The sequence below is a fragment of the Paraglaciecola sp. genome (assembly GCF_030730205.1).
Classification (GTDB): domain Bacteria; phylum Pseudomonadota; class Gammaproteobacteria; order Enterobacterales; family Alteromonadaceae; genus Paraglaciecola.
In genome coordinates, this window is sequence record NZ_JANQVQ010000331.1 from 18,284 (window position 1) to 36,341 (window position 18,058).

General features: G+C 41.0%; 18 protein-coding genes. 9 read left to right on the plus strand and 9 right to left on the minus strand.

The window, feature by feature from the left end; translation table 11 throughout:
• Positions 1–29: 29 nt before the first annotated feature.
• Entirely contained in the window at positions 30–1,250 is a 1,221-nt protein-coding gene (locus tag NWQ57_RS21730) for an EAL and HDOD domain-containing protein (RefSeq protein WP_306024286.1), read from the minus strand.
• A gap of 232 nt (positions 1,251–1,482) precedes the next feature.
• On the opposite strand from NWQ57_RS21730, the gene rpoH reads away from it, so the two are divergent.
• On the plus strand, positions 1,483–2,343 hold the full coding sequence (gene rpoH / locus NWQ57_RS21735) for an RNA polymerase sigma factor RpoH (RefSeq protein WP_306024287.1): 861 nt from the start codon (positions 1,483–1,485) through the stop codon (positions 2,341–2,343).
• Between the two features lie 98 nt (positions 2,344–2,441).
• Here rpoH and NWQ57_RS21740 read toward each other — a convergent pair whose 3' ends face one another.
• From NWQ57_RS21740 to pip, 3 genes are all read right to left on the minus strand, one after another.
• Complete coding sequence (locus NWQ57_RS21740; RefSeq protein WP_306024288.1) at positions 2,442–3,365, minus strand: bifunctional GNAT family N-acetyltransferase/hotdog fold thioesterase; 924 nt, start codon at positions 3,363–3,365, stop codon at positions 2,442–2,444.
• 91 nt (positions 3,366–3,456) lie between these two features.
• Positions 3,457–3,894, minus strand: a complete 438-nt coding sequence (gene dtd, locus NWQ57_RS21745; protein WP_306024289.1) for a D-aminoacyl-tRNA deacylase — start codon at positions 3,892–3,894, stop codon at positions 3,457–3,459.
• Entirely contained in the window at positions 3,891–4,859 is a 969-nt protein-coding gene (pip, locus tag NWQ57_RS21750; RefSeq protein ID WP_306024290.1) for a prolyl aminopeptidase, read from the minus strand. The genes dtd and pip overlap by 4 nt, the downstream gene beginning before the upstream one ends.
• Before the next feature lie 89 nt (positions 4,860–4,948).
• On the opposite strand from pip, the gene NWQ57_RS21755 reads away from it, so the two are divergent.
• Together NWQ57_RS21755 and NWQ57_RS21760 are read left to right on the plus strand one after the other, a co-directional pair.
• Positions 4,949–5,173 (plus strand): hypothetical protein, encoded by a 225-nt coding sequence (locus NWQ57_RS21755; RefSeq protein WP_306024291.1) that lies wholly within the window; start codon positions 4,949–4,951, stop codon positions 5,171–5,173.
• Positions 5,170–5,808, plus strand: a complete 639-nt coding sequence (locus NWQ57_RS21760) for a DUF2959 domain-containing protein (protein WP_306024292.1) — start codon at positions 5,170–5,172, stop codon at positions 5,806–5,808. Before NWQ57_RS21755 ends, NWQ57_RS21760 begins: the two co-directional genes overlap by 4 nt.
• Positions 5,809–5,836: 28 nt before the next feature.
• On the opposite strand, the gene NWQ57_RS21765 is transcribed toward NWQ57_RS21760, so the two are convergent.
• Positions 5,837–6,709, minus strand: coding sequence for a virulence factor BrkB family protein (locus tag NWQ57_RS21765; RefSeq protein WP_306024335.1), 873 nt, complete (start codon positions 6,707–6,709; stop codon positions 5,837–5,839).
• Between the two features lie 83 nt (positions 6,710–6,792).
• Positions 6,793–7,680, minus strand: a complete 888-nt coding sequence (gene metF / locus NWQ57_RS21770) for a methylenetetrahydrofolate reductase (protein WP_306024293.1) — start codon at positions 7,678–7,680, stop codon at positions 6,793–6,795.
• 146 nt (positions 7,681–7,826) lie between these two features.
• Here metF and metJ point away from each other — a divergent pair, with 146 nt between their 5' ends.
• A complete protein-coding gene (gene metJ, locus NWQ57_RS21775) occupies positions 7,827–8,153 on the plus strand; it encodes a met regulon transcriptional regulator MetJ (protein WP_306024294.1) in 327 nt (108 codons plus the stop codon).
• Positions 8,154–8,236: 83 nt separating this feature from the next.
• Here metJ and NWQ57_RS21780 read toward each other — a convergent pair whose 3' ends face one another.
• The 3 genes from NWQ57_RS21780 to NWQ57_RS21790 form a co-directional block, all read right to left on the minus strand.
• Positions 8,237–8,902 carry a glutathione S-transferase gene (locus tag NWQ57_RS21780; protein WP_306024295.1) on the minus strand — a complete coding sequence of 222 codons (666 nt, stop codon included), beginning with the start codon at positions 8,900–8,902 and terminating at the stop codon, positions 8,237–8,239.
• Positions 8,903–8,969: 67 nt separating this feature from the next.
• On the minus strand, positions 8,970–9,560 hold the full coding sequence (locus tag NWQ57_RS21785) for an HD family hydrolase (protein WP_306024296.1): 591 nt from the start codon (positions 9,558–9,560) through the stop codon (positions 8,970–8,972).
• A gap of 10 nt (positions 9,561–9,570) precedes the next feature.
• Complete coding sequence (locus NWQ57_RS21790; protein WP_306024297.1) at positions 9,571–9,897, minus strand: cytochrome c; 327 nt, start codon at positions 9,895–9,897, stop codon at positions 9,571–9,573.
• Positions 9,898–9,957: 60 nt separating this feature from the next.
• On the opposite strand from NWQ57_RS21790, the gene NWQ57_RS21795 reads away from it, so the two are divergent.
• The 5 genes from NWQ57_RS21795 (at position 9,958) to NWQ57_RS21815 (ending at position 18,057) form a co-directional block, all read left to right on the plus strand.
• A complete protein-coding gene (locus tag NWQ57_RS21795; protein ID WP_306024298.1) occupies positions 9,958–11,394 on the plus strand; it encodes a YdiU family protein in 1,437 nt (478 codons plus the stop codon).
• A 114-nt stretch (positions 11,395–11,508) separates the two neighbouring features.
• Entirely contained in the window at positions 11,509–14,367 is a 2,859-nt protein-coding gene (locus NWQ57_RS21800; protein ID WP_306024299.1) for an EAL domain-containing protein, read from the plus strand.
• 92 nt (positions 14,368–14,459) lie between these two features.
• Positions 14,460–15,080, plus strand: coding sequence for a GTP cyclohydrolase II (ribA, locus tag NWQ57_RS21805; protein WP_306024300.1), 621 nt, complete (start codon positions 14,460–14,462; stop codon positions 15,078–15,080).
• 175 nt (positions 15,081–15,255) lie between these two features.
• Complete coding sequence (locus tag NWQ57_RS21810) at positions 15,256–16,725, plus strand: DUF3300 domain-containing protein (protein ID WP_306024301.1); 1,470 nt, start codon at positions 15,256–15,258, stop codon at positions 16,723–16,725.
• A 327-nt stretch (positions 16,726–17,052) separates the two neighbouring features.
• Positions 17,053–18,057: an aspartate carbamoyltransferase gene (locus NWQ57_RS21815; RefSeq protein WP_306024302.1), complete on the plus strand. Its 1,005-nt coding sequence runs from the start codon at positions 17,053–17,055 to the stop codon at positions 18,055–18,057.
• The last annotated feature ends 1 nt before the right edge of the window (position 18,058 follow it).

An 18,058-nucleotide genomic window follows, 5' to 3' on the forward strand; every position in this document is an offset into this window, starting at 1 on the left:
CACTCATAATCTAACATCTAGGTCAGCGATTAGTCACTAATTAATTGTTTCATTGCATGGCCCCACTTGATTGCTTCATTGTAAAAGCTCTGCGTCATGGCGAGATGAATATCCAACTCTTTGGAGTAGCGGGCGACATTTTGCCAGTGGCCAACTTCGTAAGCTCTTATTAGATTAAGATAACCTTGCAATTCATTCTTTTCACCACAAAGAGCGGCTTTCAATTCATCGCCTAAGGGCAATTTTTCAACAACCGAGCGCATGCTTGAATCTAAAATTGCATCTAGCAAAGAGAACAAACCGAGCAAGAAACCTGTAGGCGGATTTTTAGCCAATTTCATTGCTTGTCCGATAAGCTCGCAAAATTTTGCCCGAACTAAAGACATGTGCAACAACTCAATGGTTTTGCTGTCTCCCAAATTTGCTAAAGCCACCAGCGCGATAAACTTTTTCACTTCAATTTCGCCCATGTAATTTAATGCATGGCGTAAACTACTGATACTATTGCTCTTGTTTATTAACGGGTTATTGATAAAACGTAATAGTTTATAAGACAAAGAGACATCTCGTTCGATAATATCGTTTACCCTACCAAGGTTGAAGTCGGTAGCGGCACTGACACTAATTAAATCGAGTAAGGCAAGTTGGCTTGTAGGTATTCTTTTTTGTTTCACGATCTCAGGACGTGCAAAAAAGTAACCTTGAAAGTAATCAAAGCCTAAGGCCTTGTATTCTTCGAATTCTTCGTGAGTTTCTATTTTTTCTGCAACGAGTTTTATATTAGCTAACTTGAGTTTTTCTATATTACTGCGCATTAGTTGTTGATCGCACTCTACGATGTCAACTTTCACGATATCTGCGTAAGGCAACAGTACGTCCCATTTCGGATCAAACGCGAAATCGTCGAGCGCTAACTTATAACCCATCTCTTTAATATTGATGCAGGCCTGAATAAGTTTTTCACTAAGATTCACTGTTTCAACCACTTCTATAACGACAAGCTTTTGATCAAGGGAAGTAGGAAAGCGATATTCTAATGTGTCTTGGTGAAAATTTATAAACGCTAGCTTTCCACCAGTAATTTCATCAAGACCCATATCGAGATGGTTGTTAGTTAAAATCTTGGATGTTGCTTCATCTGGACAAATATTTGGAAAAAAGTTTTGCTCACCCTCGCGAAAAAGAAGCTCGTAAGCATACAACTCTTTTTTATCATCTAAAATCGCTTGGCGCGCAACATAGCTAAACATAGAAGGTCCGTTACAAAGTGAACTAATAGAGCAGATTAACGTAAAACAGATACTATTAGAATTTTATATTTAACATCAATCATTGATAATAATTTTTTAAGCACTATTTATCACCACTGATGCAATTTTTTACAAATTGTCTGGTCTATTACGTTAGGAAACGATAGATTTATGGTCGCAAAATTAGCATATTTTTGATAAACTTGCTTCCATTGTGTAATACGAGGTTACTATGAGTACAGATTTACGCACATTGACATTGACCGTCCCACAAACTGGGAGCATCGAGACTTACATACAAGCTGTAAGTGGCATCAGCATGCTCAGTGCAGACGAAGAGCGTAGCTTAGCCGAACGTCTTCAACAAGATGATGACTTACAAGCCGCTAGAAAACTGATTATGTCTCACCTACGTTTTGTAGTGCATATCGCTAAATCCTATTCAGGTTATGGTTTGCCTCAAGCAGACCTAATCCAAGAAGGTAATATCGGTCTGATGAAAGCGGTAAAACGCTTTGATCCTACCATGGGTGTTAGATTGGTTTCTTTCGCGGTGCATTGGATCAAAGCGGAAATTCACGAATTTGTGTTACGTAATTGGCGTATTGTGAAAGTGGCTACAACCAAAGCACAGCGTAAATTATTCTTCAATCTACGCAAAAATAAAAAACGTTTGGGTTGGTTTACCCATGCAGAAGTGCAAAAGGTCGCTGAGGAGTTGGGCGTTAGCACAAAAGAAGTGTTGCAGATGGAAGCTCGAATGAGCAGCCAAGATCAGGCGTTTGACTTGTCAGCTGACGAAGATGAAAGCAGCACTTTTGCGCCAGTTCAATATTTAGAAGACAAATCTGCAGATGTTGAAAGCGGTGTAGTAAATGCCAATTGGGATTCTAACGCTTCTGACAAACTATACTCTGCTATTAAAACCCTAGATGAGCGTAGCCAATACATCATTCAAACTCGTTGGTTGTCTGATGATAAAATTACTCTGCAAGATTTGGCTGAAAAATATCAAGTTTCTGCTGAACGAGTTCGCCAAATTGAAAAAAATGCAATGAAAAAATTGCAGAGCGCCATGACTGCCGCCGCTTAGTTGCAAAATTAGGTAACAAAAAAGCACGCTATGCGTGCTTTTTTTATGTTTATACCTATCAAATTGGATAGTTAAACCCATTCGCAATGATAATAGGGTTAACTTAGCTGTTCTTCAGCATCTTCAGAAATAGGTAATACTCCAAATAATCCGGAAAACTCTGCGACTGGTGTATCACCGTCTAATATGGCCACTTGTAATTTAATAAAACACTTTTTATTTTTGAGCAGACCGTCAAATTTGCCATTAAAAGATTCAATGTTACATAAGGCTCGTGGTTGCATGGTAATAGGCTTGTGAAAGTGGATGTTGCCATCACCTAAAACAATATCACCGACCAAGCCTTTTTCTTTGAGCTGTAAAAAGATCATGCCCCAGCCAGTTAACGTTGCCAAAGAAAAAATACTGCCAGCAAACATGGTACCGTGTAAGTTGATGTTTTTATTTAAAGACGCTCTAGTTTCTAAGGTTCGGCCTGAATATTGATAAATCTTAATACCCATTTGTTCACTAATAGGAATGGTCTCATACCAAGTATCTTGCAGTGTTTTACACCACTTGGGATGCAAAAGAATGGTGTTAGGACTGCTTAGCCTTTTAACCATTTGTTGGCGTTTTAGCTTGCCAAATTCATTGGGTGCTTCTTTTTCAATTTCAAAACCAGCACTTTCAAAAAATGGTATTGATATTTGACGACTATTCGTGACTAACCTAATCGCTCCTTCTTCTCGCGCAACCGATTCAAGGGCTGCTAAAATTAATTTAGCTAAACCCTTACCCTGATATTCTTTATCAACAGCAATATGACGGACTTGCGCCTCGTCTGACGAATTCATGTGAATACGACCAACTGCAACAACATCGCCATTGTGATTGCGGATCATTCGATGCTGACTTACCTGCTCGTATTCATCTTTTTCTGAACCTAAGGGGTAATTCCAAGGTTGCCGCAACATTTTCCAGCGCATCTCAAAGTACTGTGCAAAATCTTGTTCGCTAATTGGCGTATCAATTTTATACATAGTTCCTATTTTCTCTTAAGTGGCTACCTACAACACTTCACAAAGGCGAAGCTAGCCGACTATTAAATCCTATTAATGCAGGCTCGGCAATTTATACTTGTAACATGAAGGTCACTGGACCATCGTTTTGCAACGACACCTGCATGTCAGCCGCGTATATCCCTGTTTGGCAAGGCACTGACGACTGCTTCGCTAAATACACGAAATGGTTATACAACTCTTTCCCAAGCGCTGCAGGCGCCCCGCAAGAAAAACTTGGGCGATTACCGCTTTGGGTGTCTGCGACCAAGGTAAATTGCGATACGATCAACAGCTGCCCTTGCACCTGCTGGACATTGAGATTCATCTTGCCATTTTCATCCGAAAACACCCGATAATTAAGAATTTTCTTACACAGTTTTTCAGCACTCAGTTGGCTATCTTGCTGTTCAACGCCCAACAACACCAATAGTCCTTGGTTTATTTCACCAACAACCTCCCCTTCTACCTCCACTTTGGCGTGCTTGACACGCTGAATTAACCCTTTCACGTTGTCTCCTGTAAAAATTTTGCCATGGCTTTAGTTGCCAGACTTAATGCCGCCGCTATCTTGCTTTCAAATGCACTGTGGCCAGATTCAGGAACAATAGTCAGCTGACTGTTTTTCATCACCTGATGCAGGCTATAAGCTGCCTCAAGCTTGCAAACACTATCGTAACGTCCGTGGATTATATTGGTGGGAATATCTTTAATTTTATCGATTTGCTCGATGATAAAATTTTCGGGAATAAAACACTGATTTTTTACGTAGTGACATTCTAAAATCGCCAAACTGATGGCATTGTGCACGTCACCCACCAATTTATCTTCGTCAAATTGAGCATGCAGACGGCTAATACGGGTTTCCCATAAGTACCAAGATTTGATCGCATGCATCTTACTAATTTCATCATCGCTGATAAATAAGTCATGGTAAGCATCAACCAAGGTTTTACGATTTAGTTGGGATTTCACCGGTTCAACAAAATCTTGATAATAGTCGGCAAAAAGCTGTGCTGCACCACCGTCATCAGCGAGAAACCAATCATAATCTTGTTGTCGAGCTAGAAAGATCCCCCTTAGTATTAAGCCGCTTACCGTATCTGGTTGGTCAATCGCAGCTAATAAGGCCAAGGTCGAGCCCCAAGAGCCACCGAATAGTAGCCACTTTTTAATAGCAAAATGTTCACGAATGGCTGAAATATCAGCTAATAAATCTTGGCTAGTATTGTGAGTGATCGCGCCAAAAGGAATGGATTGGCCACAACCCCGTTGATCGAAGCCAATTATCCGGTACAACTGGGGATCAAAAAAACGTCGATAGTCTTGACCTATGCCAGCGCCTGGCCCGCCATGAAGAAACAAAACAGGGATCCCTTTTGGATTTCCGGTTTGTTCAATATACAGGGTATGTCCATTCCGTACAGGCAACATTTGGCTGTCATAAGGCTTAATTGCTGGATATAGCTCACTCATAGGTATTTACACTTCCGGTTTGTCAATTACACAATTATGATTTAACTTAGCTGATGAATACCAGCCCCAAAATACATTAGGAGTTAAAAATGGCAGGACAAGGTTCAGGTGGAAATGTATTAGCCGCTATTTGCAGCTTTTTTATCCCAGGTTTAGGCCAGCTCGTACAAGGCAGAATATTAGCGGCAATACTGTTTTTTATTTTTGCGGGTATATCTGTTGCATTATTTATTCTTTTAGTTGGCTATGTTTTGTACCCCATTATTTGGCTGTGGGGAATCATTGATGCCGCACGTTATAAGGGTAGCCTATGAAAAAGTTAATTTTAGTTAGCCTGATAATTTTAGTCAGTGCATGCCAAAGTGCCTATTATGCGGCGTGGGAAAAAGTGGGGGTTGAAAAGCGCGATATCTTGGTTGACCGTGTTGAAAATGCGAAAGACTCTCAAGAAGAGGCACAAGAACAATTTACCTCCGCACTTGAACAACTGAGCGTTTTAATTAATTTTGATGGCGGAGAACTACAAGACGTATATGACGCCTTAAAAAATGAATTTGAAGCCAGTGAGAAGTCTGCAGAAGAGGTCAGTGCACGTATTAATAAAGTTGAAAGTGTGGCAGAGGCCTTATTTGACGAATGGCAAGACGAGCTAGACCAATATACTAACGCCAGCTTAAAACGTGATAGTCAAGCCAAGTTACGAGATACACAAAAACGCTACAAAACATTGTTAGCGGCCATGCGCAAAGCTGAATCTAAAATGCCCCCCGTACTCGATGCATTGCGCGATAATGTGCTATATCTCAAGCATAACCTGAATGCTAACGCGATTGGTGCATTGCAAGCCGAATTTAAAGGTATTAAAAATGATATTGGAAAACTGATTGTAGATATGAATAAAGCAATCAAAGAATCGAATACGTTTATTGCAAATATGCAAACTGAATAAGCCTTACTATTACATGAGAGAGTAGAGCCTAGCCTTTGCTCTCTTGTTCAAACATCTCTTCTGGCTCTTCGTACAAGTACACCTCTAATACGTGGGTAAATTCTGCCCCCAGTAGCACCACAACCCAAGATAAATACACCCAAACAAATAGAATAGGAATAACTGCTAAAGCGCCATAAATAAGCTGGTAAGAAGGAAAACTGGTTATATAAAAAGCGAAGGCTTTTTTCGATAATTCAAACAACAAAGCGGCAACAAAAGCCCCAGCAATAGCGTACTGGGGTTTTATTCTTTTATTAGGCACAAGCATATAGACCAAAAAGAAGGCGCTAATAGAAGCTAATAGCGGCACTGCTTTTAATAAAAGCGTCGCTAAGCCGGGCGTATATTCATGGGCATAACTGGCTAAGCTCACCAAATAGGAACTCACCAATACGCTTGAGCCAATCAACAGAGGTCCCAAGGTCAATACCATCCAATAAATCGCAAAGGTGAATATCATTGGCCGCTCGCTCTTAGCCTGCCAAATTCGATTCAGTGTTTTGTCGATATTTGATATGAGTAACAAAGCGACCACCACCAGCGATGCAATACCCACTGCGCCCATTCCGGATGCGTTACCGATAAAGGTTGTCATGTACTGTTGCAGTTGCTCACTGGATTGAGGCACTAAATTACCAAAAATTAAGGCCTCTAGTTCACCTCGCGCTTCTGAAAATGCAGGGAATGCCGATAATATCGTGAAAAACACCATAATAAACGGCACCAAAGACAATAGTGAGACATAGGCCAAGTGACCCGCTGAAACCGTAATACGGTCCTGGCTACAATGATCAACAAATAAACGGCCAAACGCCCACGCATGTTTGCTCGCCCCGATACATTTACTTTGCCATTGCATTATTGTCGTCATGACTTGTTTTACTTAGCTCTATTTGGAAGCAGTAAAGCACTGCTTGATTGTCAATTAGCAAGCTAGTTTACCTACTTATCGGCTCTAACTCCAAGCATATGACAAATGGCATAACTTAATTCACTGCGATTTAAAGTATAAAAATGGAAGTTTCGTACCCCTTCTTTCGCTAATACTTTCACCATATCCATCGCAATACTCGCGCCCATCAAATTGCGCGTAGTCTGATCGTCTTGCTCTAAACCATCATACATTTTGTGCAACCACTGTGGTACGTGCACATTAGTGAAACCAGCAAATCGCTGTAAGGTTTGATAGTTTGTCACGGGTAAAATACCGGGCACGATATCCAAATCAATCCCTGCTGCTGCAGCGCGATCTCTAAAACGTAAAAACACCTCTGCATCAAAGAAAAACTGACTGATTGCCTCTGTTGCACCAGCGTCTGCTTTGCGTTTTAAATTAAGTAAATCGAATTGGCTGTTGGGTGCTTCGGGGTGTTTTTCAGGATAAGCCGCAACCGCGATATCAAAATCTGCAACACTTTTTAACAGTGCCACTAAATCAGCAGCATAAGATTGGGGCTTTTCAACGCCAGGGGGCAAGTCTCCCCTTAAGGCAACAATTTTTCGAATGCCGCTGGCCCAATAATCTTTTGCTATTTGAATTAACTCTTCTTTAGTTGCATCAACACAAGTCAAATGCGGTACTGCGGCAATTCCTGTTTCAGCTTGGATACGTTTAACAACATCGTGTGTACGATCTCGCTCACCGCTGTTTGCTCCGTAAGTCACCGACATATAAGCAGGCTTTAATGGAGCCAAACGCTCTACTGATTTCCACAAAGTGCGTTCCATAGCATCTGTTTTAGGCGGGAAAAACTCAAACGAAACATTAATCCCTTTCACTTCAGATAAGGACTGATTTAATGCATCTATGCCTTGTGCATATGACACCATGTTAACTCCAATATAATATTTAGCCGTTTAGACGTCTAAACTAAACTTTGTACGTAAAGCCGTCAAGATGTTTAGCAGTCTATCATTGACCTTTAGCCCGTATTAGTTAGAATTTCGGCGTATAAGAAAGATAAAAGCGAGTAATAATGGCAAATTCAACAAAATGGAATGGCGAATATATTCATCCCTACGCCGACCATGGTAAAAAAAGTGAGTTAGTTAAAAAAGTTACGGTATCTATTCCACTGAAAGTACTTAAAGTATTAACTGATGAACGCACGCGGCGTCAGGTAAATAATTTGCGTCATGCCACTAATTCTGAATTATTGTGTGAAGCTTTCTTGCACGCATTTACTGGCCAACCTTTGCCAGATGATGGAGATCTCGATAAAGATAACGATCTGCATATCCCCAAAGAGGCACGTCGCCAAATGCGTGAGATGGGGCTTGAGATTGAGGACGAAAAAGAATAAACCTACCCTAGCTGCATTATCACTTACGATAATGCAGCTAGAATTATGCTAATTAACACTTACACTGCCAGCAAAAACCCCTTTTAAGCGTAATCGTATTTACCTCCCCTCGCCAACGCCGCTTGATACGCAGCTCTGTCATGCACCTTTTTAACAAAGGCAGCAATATGAGGGAATTGCTGAGCAGCTCCGCGCGACACAGCTGCTTCCAATGGAAAACTCATCTGAACATCTGCCCCCGACATCTGCTCGCCAGCAAACCATGTGTGGCTTGCCAAGTGTTGTTCAATAAACTGCATGTTAGCCGTAATGTTGGGTCCAAAATATCCGCCCATGACCTTATCTGCAATTTTGTTAGCAATGATTTTAACAAAAAATGGTTTTGCATTTGCACGCACCTTATCAAACACCAATTTAGCAACCATCGGTGGCATTAAGGTACCTTCAGCAAAATGCAACCAATAGCTGTATTGTCTATGCGCTTCTGTCCCCATTGGCGGTAACATACTTTCTTTGCCATAGGTGTACGCTAAATATTCAATGATAGCGCCTGATTCTGCGATGGTAATAGCACCATCCGTAATCACTGGAGACTTACCGAGGGGGTGAACTTGCTTCAGCTCTTTGGGCGCTAAATTCGTTTGTGCATCTCTTTGATAAGATTTGATTTCGTAAGGCACACCAAGCTCTTCCAACATCCATAAAATACGTTGTGAGCGAGAGTTATTTAAATGATGAACAATGACCATAGGACTTCCTTTTTATGTCTGATGTGGGTGCTTACGCATTTGTCGATAAATTAGACCATGGCAAAGGCTATTCAATGTCGAGACCAACCGCTAAAGCTTTTTCCATTACTTGTTCTTTTACCCAAGCCCATAAAGCAGGATTTGCTTTTTCGATTGCTGCATTTTTGCTTAAAATTTGCTTGACGCTCACGTTGTGACTCAACCAGCTTTGGCAACCATTCTGCAGGTTTTGCAAAATCGGCATCAAACGGTCTATCGCCTTAGCAAACTGTGCTTCGGGGCTTTTCGCCTCTTCAAACTCTTCCCACAAAGCCAAAAACTCATCACCTAAAGGCGCTGGCAATAAGGCAAATAAGCGTACTGCTGCTGCATGTTCATTGGCGTAATCATCATGATTTGCATCATAAGCAAACTTATCGCCCGTATCGATTTCCACCACATCGTGCAGTAGCAGCATAGTGACAACTTTCAGTTCGTTAACCGACTGACTGGCATAGCGGCTTAAGGTCAGAGCGAGCAAGGCAATCTGCCAACTGTGTTCGGCACTGTTTTCAAAACGTGATAAACCTGCGGGCTTAATCCGTCTTTCAACATTTTTTAGTTTTTCAAGCTCAACAATAAACGCGATGATGGCTTTAAATTCTGCTATCTGTTGCATAAAAGCCCTACTATTTTCCTGAAGGATCGAGGCTTGCGTAATAAGCTGCTAAGTTTTCAATGTCAGTGTCAGTTAAGCCAGATACCATAGGCGACATCAGCATATTTTTTCTTTCACCATCCCTAAACGCTTTTAATTGAAGCACTAAATACTGCGCTTTTTGTCCTGCTAAATTAGGATACATTGGGATCATTGAAACCCCTTTGCTACCATGACACGCATTACAGCTAACGGATTTCGCTTTTCCTGCCTCAATATCGGCCGACCAAACAGAAAAATGCAAGCCAGAGGTGACTGCGATACTGAAGATGAAAATTGTTTTTTTTAATAATGACATCGTGACTCCCTATCTAATGATATTAACAACGGATAACTTTACTTTGGAACGTGTAATTTAATGATCTTAGACCATTCATATGCTAATGAACTCAATGAATTAGTGACGCACCTTAAACCCCAATCGCTAAAGAATGCGCGAGTCGTCGCGATAAATCAATCTTTACGAAGTCAACTAAATCTGCCGTGGGAAACTCAAGACGCATGGCTTAAGGCGCTCTTTTCAGTTAATAGTCCCTTGACCCAACACTCTGTTGCGCAAAAATATGGTGGTCATCAATTTGGACATTGGAATCCCGACCTCGGAGACGGTAGAGGCTTATTACTCAGTGAAGTGGTAACGCCTGAGGGCAAACGATTTGACCTGCACTTAAAAGGCTCAGGGCCTACACCCTACTCTCGGTTTGCCGATGGTCGCGCAGTATTGCGCTCAACAATTCGAGAATACTTGGCGAGTGAAGCCCTGTTTCACTTAGGTATTCCAAGCTCCAGAGCTTTATGCTTGTTAACAAGTGATGAGATGGTTTACCGTGAAAAGTCTGAAAAAGCAGCAATGTTAATCAGAGTAAGTCAGAGCCATCTGCGCTTTGGTCACTTTGAATATTATTTTCACAGCCAGCAACTTGAAAAACTGCAATCTTTGTTTGATTACAGCTTTAAATACCATTTTAGCGAGTATGCTGACCAAGCAAATCCATATGCTTTAATGCTAAGTAAAATTGTCCACGATACCGCGACGATGATCGCCAAGTGGCAAGCCTATGGTTTTAATCATGGCGTAATGAATACCGATAATATGTCGATTCATGGCATTACCTTTGACTTCGGTCCTTATGCCTTTTTAGATGACTTTGACCCTCGCTTTATTTGCAATCACTCTGATCCTCAGGGTCGCTATTCCTTTGACAGTCAACCCGGGATTGGTTTGTGGAATCTCAATGCCTTAGCAATGGCCTTTACTCCTTACTTAAGTCGGCAAGAAATAACCAACATTCTGCAAGAGTACGAACAACAACTGCTCAAAGAGTACGCCAAGATAATGCGCGCTAAATGCGGTTTGATCGAATTTGGCGCCCATAATTCAACTATTATTAACGAATGGTTAGACATGTTGGCGAGCGAAAAAAAGGATTACAGTCAATACTTTAGGTTTTTATGTGATTTTGATCCTACGCTTAAGGATACATCTCTGCGGGATAGCTTCATCGACCGTCCACGCTTTGAACGATGGGCAGAAAGGCTATCCCAATCAATCGCCGAGCAAGATTGGACAAATGAACAACGAAGCGCCAGTATGAAAAAACACAATCCTAATTATATTTTGCGCAACTATTTAGCACAGCAAGTTATCGACCGAGCTGAAGAAGGGGATTTTAGTCTTTTTGATGCTTACTTAACGGCCTTATCTTGCCCTTTTAACGAGCATCCTGAATACGCTAAGTTTGCTGCACCGCCGCCAGATTGGGGTAAAAAAATTGAAATATCGTGCAGTAGTTAAGCTAATGAGCAACATCTTATCATTACCATTTTGCGTATCCTGCTTATGTTTCACAACACATTTTAGAATTAATGCGATAATGTTGTCGCGTATCGCTTATCCATCGGAAAAATAATGCAGCCCAAAAGCCAATTTTTATTCTTGTATCTTTTGTTGATGACTCTGTTTTCAGCCCCCTTGTACGCTGAAAACAAGCAGTCAATAGTACAAATAAGCCACAGCGATAGCCGCCTTAACTTACTTAACCGCATGAGTTGGATGGTGACAGATAGTCACATTCAGTTGTCCGACACACAATTGCTTGAAAATTGGCAGCAAACCTTGCCTAAAGGGCCGCTGGCTTCACATCAGAGCATTTGGGGAAGATTAGAGCTCGATTTTAATTATAGCAGTCAACATAGCTACTTTTTCACCATAGGTAATCCACAACTAGACTACGTGGATTTATACCTATTAGATGATAAAAACCGTATTTTGAGCTCCTACCTATTGGGGGCAAATCGTGAATTTGATAAACGCCCGATTAATCATCGATTGTTTGTTGTGCCACTGACGCCTAGTCAACAGGGTCGAGTGAAAGTTTATATTAAAATCACCGATGACGGCCCCTTGGTAGTTCCCATAGAATTATCAACTCAAGCATCGACCTTAGCCAAAGAACAATTGGTATTAGTAGCCATCGGGTATCTGGGTGGTGGACTGAGTCTTTTGGCCGCATATTTTCTACTTACCTATATCTTTTTACGCAGCCCCATCCGTTTTTGGTTTGCTATCTCGTGTGGTTTGTATTTGTTACTGTCGCTGAATATCTCTGGCTTTATCGCGCAATTGATTGGGGTCAGTGCTTACATATCCCACACCAATAACGCTTTATTTGGTTTGTTGCTGCTTTCTACCGCTAAAGTCTGCTTTGTCATACTTGAACGGGTACCAACGTTTTGGCGCTACTGCTCTTACCTTATCGGTTTTTTGACTATTTTTTCGAGCTTAATACAAAACAGCTATCAGCAAATTACCGGGGCTAGCTTTTTAGCTTTGCTAGAGGGTTTTCTACTGATAGTTTTAGCTCTGTTTTATCATAAAAAAGATAAGGCTTTACCTAACTTGGTTGGCCTAATCGCGTTAACTATTATTTCAACAATCAGCATCATTCAAGTCAGCCTATTTATTTCTGGCACAGTAATAAGCAATTCGGTTACGTGGTTTTTTACCCTAGCGTCGGTGGGCGCCATTATGATGATCGCCTTAGCAATCGAAGCCCATGAACGAGTGTTGGTTAAACGCCAGCAAATTAAACAACAATCCGCTATTACTGACCTTCAACACTTTTATGATTTGTTTCGCAATTCAGCAGAAGGCCTTTATACCTCAACCTTGGATGGTAAATTAATTTCAGTTAATCCTGCTATGTGCAATTTGTTTGGTTATGACAGTGAAGAACAATTGATTGAAAGCGTAACTAATACCAGTCAATTTTACGCTGAACCACGAGACCGAGAGTTACTCCTAGGAGAGCTGTATCAAAACGGCAAAGTCATCGGTAAAGAGCTACGAGGATTGCGCAAGGACGGCAGTGAGTTTTGGTTTTGTATCTCTACCCAAATTAAGCAAGAGAACACCACTAAGTATATGTTTGGCTCAATTTTTGATATTACCGAACGTAAACAATCTAACATTAGCCTCGAGTTTTTGGCCACCCATGATTCGTTAACGGGGGTGTTTAACCGCCGTGAATTTGAAAAACGATTGAGCAATGGCTTACAAGAAGCTCAAAAAAACAACAGTGAATTAACGTTGCTTTACATGGACTTAGATCAATTTAAAGTGGTGAATGACACCTGCGGCCATAAAGCGGGTGATGTACTGATTAAACAGCTCGCACAAAAATTACAAGATGTGGTGCAAGACAAAGGATTGCTGGCGCGGCTAGGTGGCGATGAATTTGGTGTATTACTCTTAGGTGATAATGCCCAAATGGCCTACCTATTAGCGAACAAATTATTGAATACCGTCAAAGAATTTCGTTTTATTTGGGAAAATCGCATTTTTACCTTAGGTGTCAGTATTGGACAGGTGCCTTGGTTTCAAGATATCAAAACCCCCGAACAGCTGTTGAGCATGGCTGATTCTGCTTGTTATTTAGCTAAAGAAATGGGCCGAAACCAAATTCATACTTATTCTTTTCACGACAAGCAAATGCAACGTTATGAATCAGAAATTACTTGGGTTTCAGACATAAACTACGCCTTACAACATGACTGTTTTGTACTGTATTACCAGCACTATCAGTCTTTACAAAAGTCTGCGAGCGGTCATCATTATGAGATATTACTGCGCATGCTTGACCAAGATAACAACATTATTGCGCCCAACGCTTTTTTACCGGCAGCTGAACGCTATAACTTGACCTCTAAAATTGATCGCTGGGTGGTTGAACACTATTTCTCTTGGTTGCAAGCAAACCCCGAACATCAAGAACAGCTAACTCGCTGTAACATTAACCTAAGTGGGCACTCACTCGCTGACAAAGACTTAAAATTATTTATATTAAATGCCTTTGAAAAACATTCGATTCCGTATCATAAAATTTGTTTCGAGATTACAGAGAGCATGGCCATTGTCAAAATGGATGAAACGTTGGAGTTTATTAATACCTTCCATCGTCTGGGTTGCCAGTTTTCACTTGACGACTTTGGCAGTGGCTTTTCATCGTATTCTTACTTAAAAACGTTACCGGTAGACCAAGTTAAGATTGACGGCAGTTTTGTAAAAGATATCTTGCTTGATCCCATTGACATGGCCATGGTGAACTCAATAAATGATGTAGCTAAGGCGATGGGAATGGAAACCGTAGCCGAATTTGTTGAGTCTTCAGAAATTCTGGTTGAATTAGGTAAGATGGGCGTAGATTATGCGCAAGGATATGGAGTAGCCAAACCTACGTCCCTGAGCGAATTTAGCAGCTTAAGCTAATTCGGCGGAAAAATTGCCTTGTAAAATGGCTAAATATGCCCATATCTGGTCAATCAAAGTATCGGTATATTTTTACTTAAGAGTCTAATTTTTTGAATACTACAACGTCCTCACTTTATCAGTATGTCAGTTCGGCCAAATTACCCACGCGTTGGGGATTATTTTATATTCATGGTTTTGTCGAAACCGCCACGGCTCAAGAGCATGTTGCTTTGTCTTTTGGTGAATGGCAGTCTGATGAAGTTATTCCTATTCGTATCCACTCTGAGTGCTTAACCGGGGACGCATTATTTAGCACCCGTTGTGATTGCGGCACCCAATTAGAAAAAGGCTTACAAAATATTGTGGCTAACGGTAAAGGCGTACTATTGTATTTGCGTCAAGAGGGTCGTGGTATTGGCCTCTTAAACAAAATCCGAGCGTATAAGCTGCAAGATAGTGGCATGGACACCGTAGAGGCCAACGAACATTTAGGTTTTGATGCCGATATGCGTGACTATGGTATTTGCAAACTGATGCTTGAAAAATTACAGGTTAAAAAAGTCAACTTGATGACGAATAATCCTAAGAAACTCAAAGCCTTGGAGTCATTAGGAATAGAAGTCGTTAAACGTACCCCGATTGATCACGGAATTACTGATGACAATCGTCACTATATTCGCACCAAAACAGAAAAATTGGGTCATGAGTTTGACCCCCATTTATTGAAATAAGCGGCTTGTTTCTTTCCAATACAGTTATGATTGTGTAAGGCCTTATCTGCTGAGATCTGGCCTTTCATAATATTTAATGTTCTATTCAGTTTTGGTTAAGGCCATTGGGTTTATAACTTAACTTAATGATTGTTATGCAAACCTCCTTGCATAACACCTTGATTAGGAAACTGATATGTCACACCCCAAAAGCAATATTAAACATTACCTATCGCTAATACCCATGCTTGTGGCTTTAAACATTCAGCCAAGTACTGCCCAAACTCAAGTCATTCAATTGAAAGGGCCGGATGCAACAACTCTTGCAAATACCGATGAAACAGCAGTAGAACTCAATCAAGCTGAGCTTGACCAGTTGCTTGCACCTATTGCACTTTACCCAGACACTTTATTATCTCATATCCTTGTTGCAGCAACTTATCCTTTAGAAGTTATTCAAGCCGCTCGGTGGCGTGCAGCCAATGAAGAGTTTGACGAAGACCAAGCTTTAAATGCAGTTGAAGATAAAGATTGGGACCCTAGTGTAAAAGCACTTATCCCTTTTAACGAACTATTACAAAAATTCAGTGACGATTTGGATTGGCTGCAATCATTAGGTGATGCATTTTTAAATAATGAAGGACAAGTGTTAAGCACCGTGCAAAACCTGCGTCAAAAAGCCTATGCCCAAGGTAATTTGAATAACAACGATTACCTTGAAGTGAATCAAGAGAACGATCAAATCACTATTCAACCGGTAAATAGAGAAGTTATTTATGTGCCTTACTACGATACCAGAGTGGTTTACGGTCCTTGGTGGTGGGATACATACCAACCCTATTATTGGACTCGACCTGCTTCGTATGTTTGGCATTCTGGTTTCTATTGGAGTCATCGTTATACCATTACTCCAACATTCTATTTTGGTGGTTTTAGATGGCGCGAGCGTTATGTTTACGCTGATTATAACTACCGAAGCCGTGGTTACAGAAACTGGTCACACAGTAATCGCCAAGTTGTATTAAATAGAGAATATTCAAAATGGCAACACAACCAAGTGCATCGCCGTGGTGTGCACTACACCACTGCGGGTAAAGCCAGCAGTCGAGACTATCGAAATTTAAAAACCAACCCAAATCGCTATGTTACGCACTCTACTGAATATTCAGGACCAAAGCGTCAGCAACTCGATAAACAACGGGTGCTTGACATTAATGAACATAAAAAAGAAAGAACTTATCGAACGGAACACGCCCTACATGATGAAAAGCGAGCGCAAAAAGTTCAACGAGATTTACAGACCAAAAAGTACGATAGCCACGACAGACAGCGTTCGGACAGTAACGCCACCCAGCAACAATGGAATCAAAAACGGGAGAATAAACAACGAGATATATCAGCGAACGCACAACAACAGCGTTTCGAGAAACAAGAGAAAAAAACGAACTGGCAATCTGCTAATACTCAAAAACAACAGAAAACAGATAATCAAAGAACAGAAAAAGCCCAAAATAACAGACAAGAGCAAAGCCACTATCGCGACACGAATAAAACCAACCGTCAGCGAGAATCGTCGCAAAATAACGATCGCAGCCAACGAGGTCATAGGAGTGAAAGTGCCCAACGGAGTAAATCTAACCACGCTGAACGTCGTTCCAAAGAATAAGCAATCAGTTAGGATTTTTTAAGCCAATACTTCTTACTAATAGGTGTTAACACCCTCACACACCTTTTAGTATGAATCTTTTTGATAAATGCTATTGTGCAGCCTGCGGTGTATCGTACGTAACTTGCTTCAAATAACGCAACCAATCTAAGCGTGCTCGCAAAAAAATGCAGTAAAAACAGGCACAAAGCTAGCAACCTCAAGTTCAAATATAGGCAACTCACTCTTCGCAACAAATAAGTGCTAAAAGCTCATATTTTCTCTCCACTGCTCACTGAACTTTGCTAAAATACCCAACACTTTTTACCCAATGGTATGTGCGAATTTATGAAGTTTGAAGGCAGTCATATTCTCTCCGTCAATCAATTTGACCGCGAAGCAATTGAAAAAGTGTTCAGTATTGCCAATCAGATGTTGCCTTATGCAAAACGTGAAAAGCGCACCACAGTATTAGATGGTGCCATACTTGGTAACTTGTTCTTTGAGCCCAGTACACGAACTCGTGTCAGTTTTGGTTCTGCCTTCAATTTACTTGGTGGCGATGTACGCGAAACCACCGGAATGAGCAATTCGGCGCTAGCCAAGGGTGAATCATTGTATGATACAGCCAGAGTGTTGAGTGGATATTCAGATATTATTGCCATGCGCCACCCGGACTCTGGTTCTGTGGCGGAGTTTGCCGAAGGAAGTCGCGTTCCGGTTATTAACGGCGGTGATGGCGCCAACGAACACCCAACCCAAGCTTTATTGGATTTATATACGATTCAAAAAGAGTTGACCTATCATGGCGCTAACATTGATGGTATGCATATCGCGATGATTGGTGATTTAAAATATGGGCGTACAGTTCATTCACTTTCTAAACTTTTATGTTTGTTTAAAAATGTACGCTTTACTTTAATTTCACCCAAAGAATTAGCTATGCCCACAGCGATTATTGATGCAATCGATAAAGCTGGGCATAAGTACACGATCACTGAACAGCTTGAAGGCTATTTAGACGCCGACATTTGTTATCAAACCCGAATTCAGGAAGAACGCTTCCCCTCGCAGCAAGAAGCCAATTTATATCGGGGTAAGTTTCGCTTAAATCAGTCTATTTATACCAAACATTTTCAGTCTAAGACCGTTATCATGCATCCATTGCCTCGTGATTCTCGAGCAGAAGCGAACGAATTAGACAATGACTTAAATATCAATCCTAATCTCGCGATTTTTAGACAAACAGACAATGGCATATTGGTAAGAATGGCACTGTTTGCCTTAACACTAGGTGTACAAGATATTGTGCACAAATTTGATCGTGACGTGCATTGGCACGTAAAGAATTAAC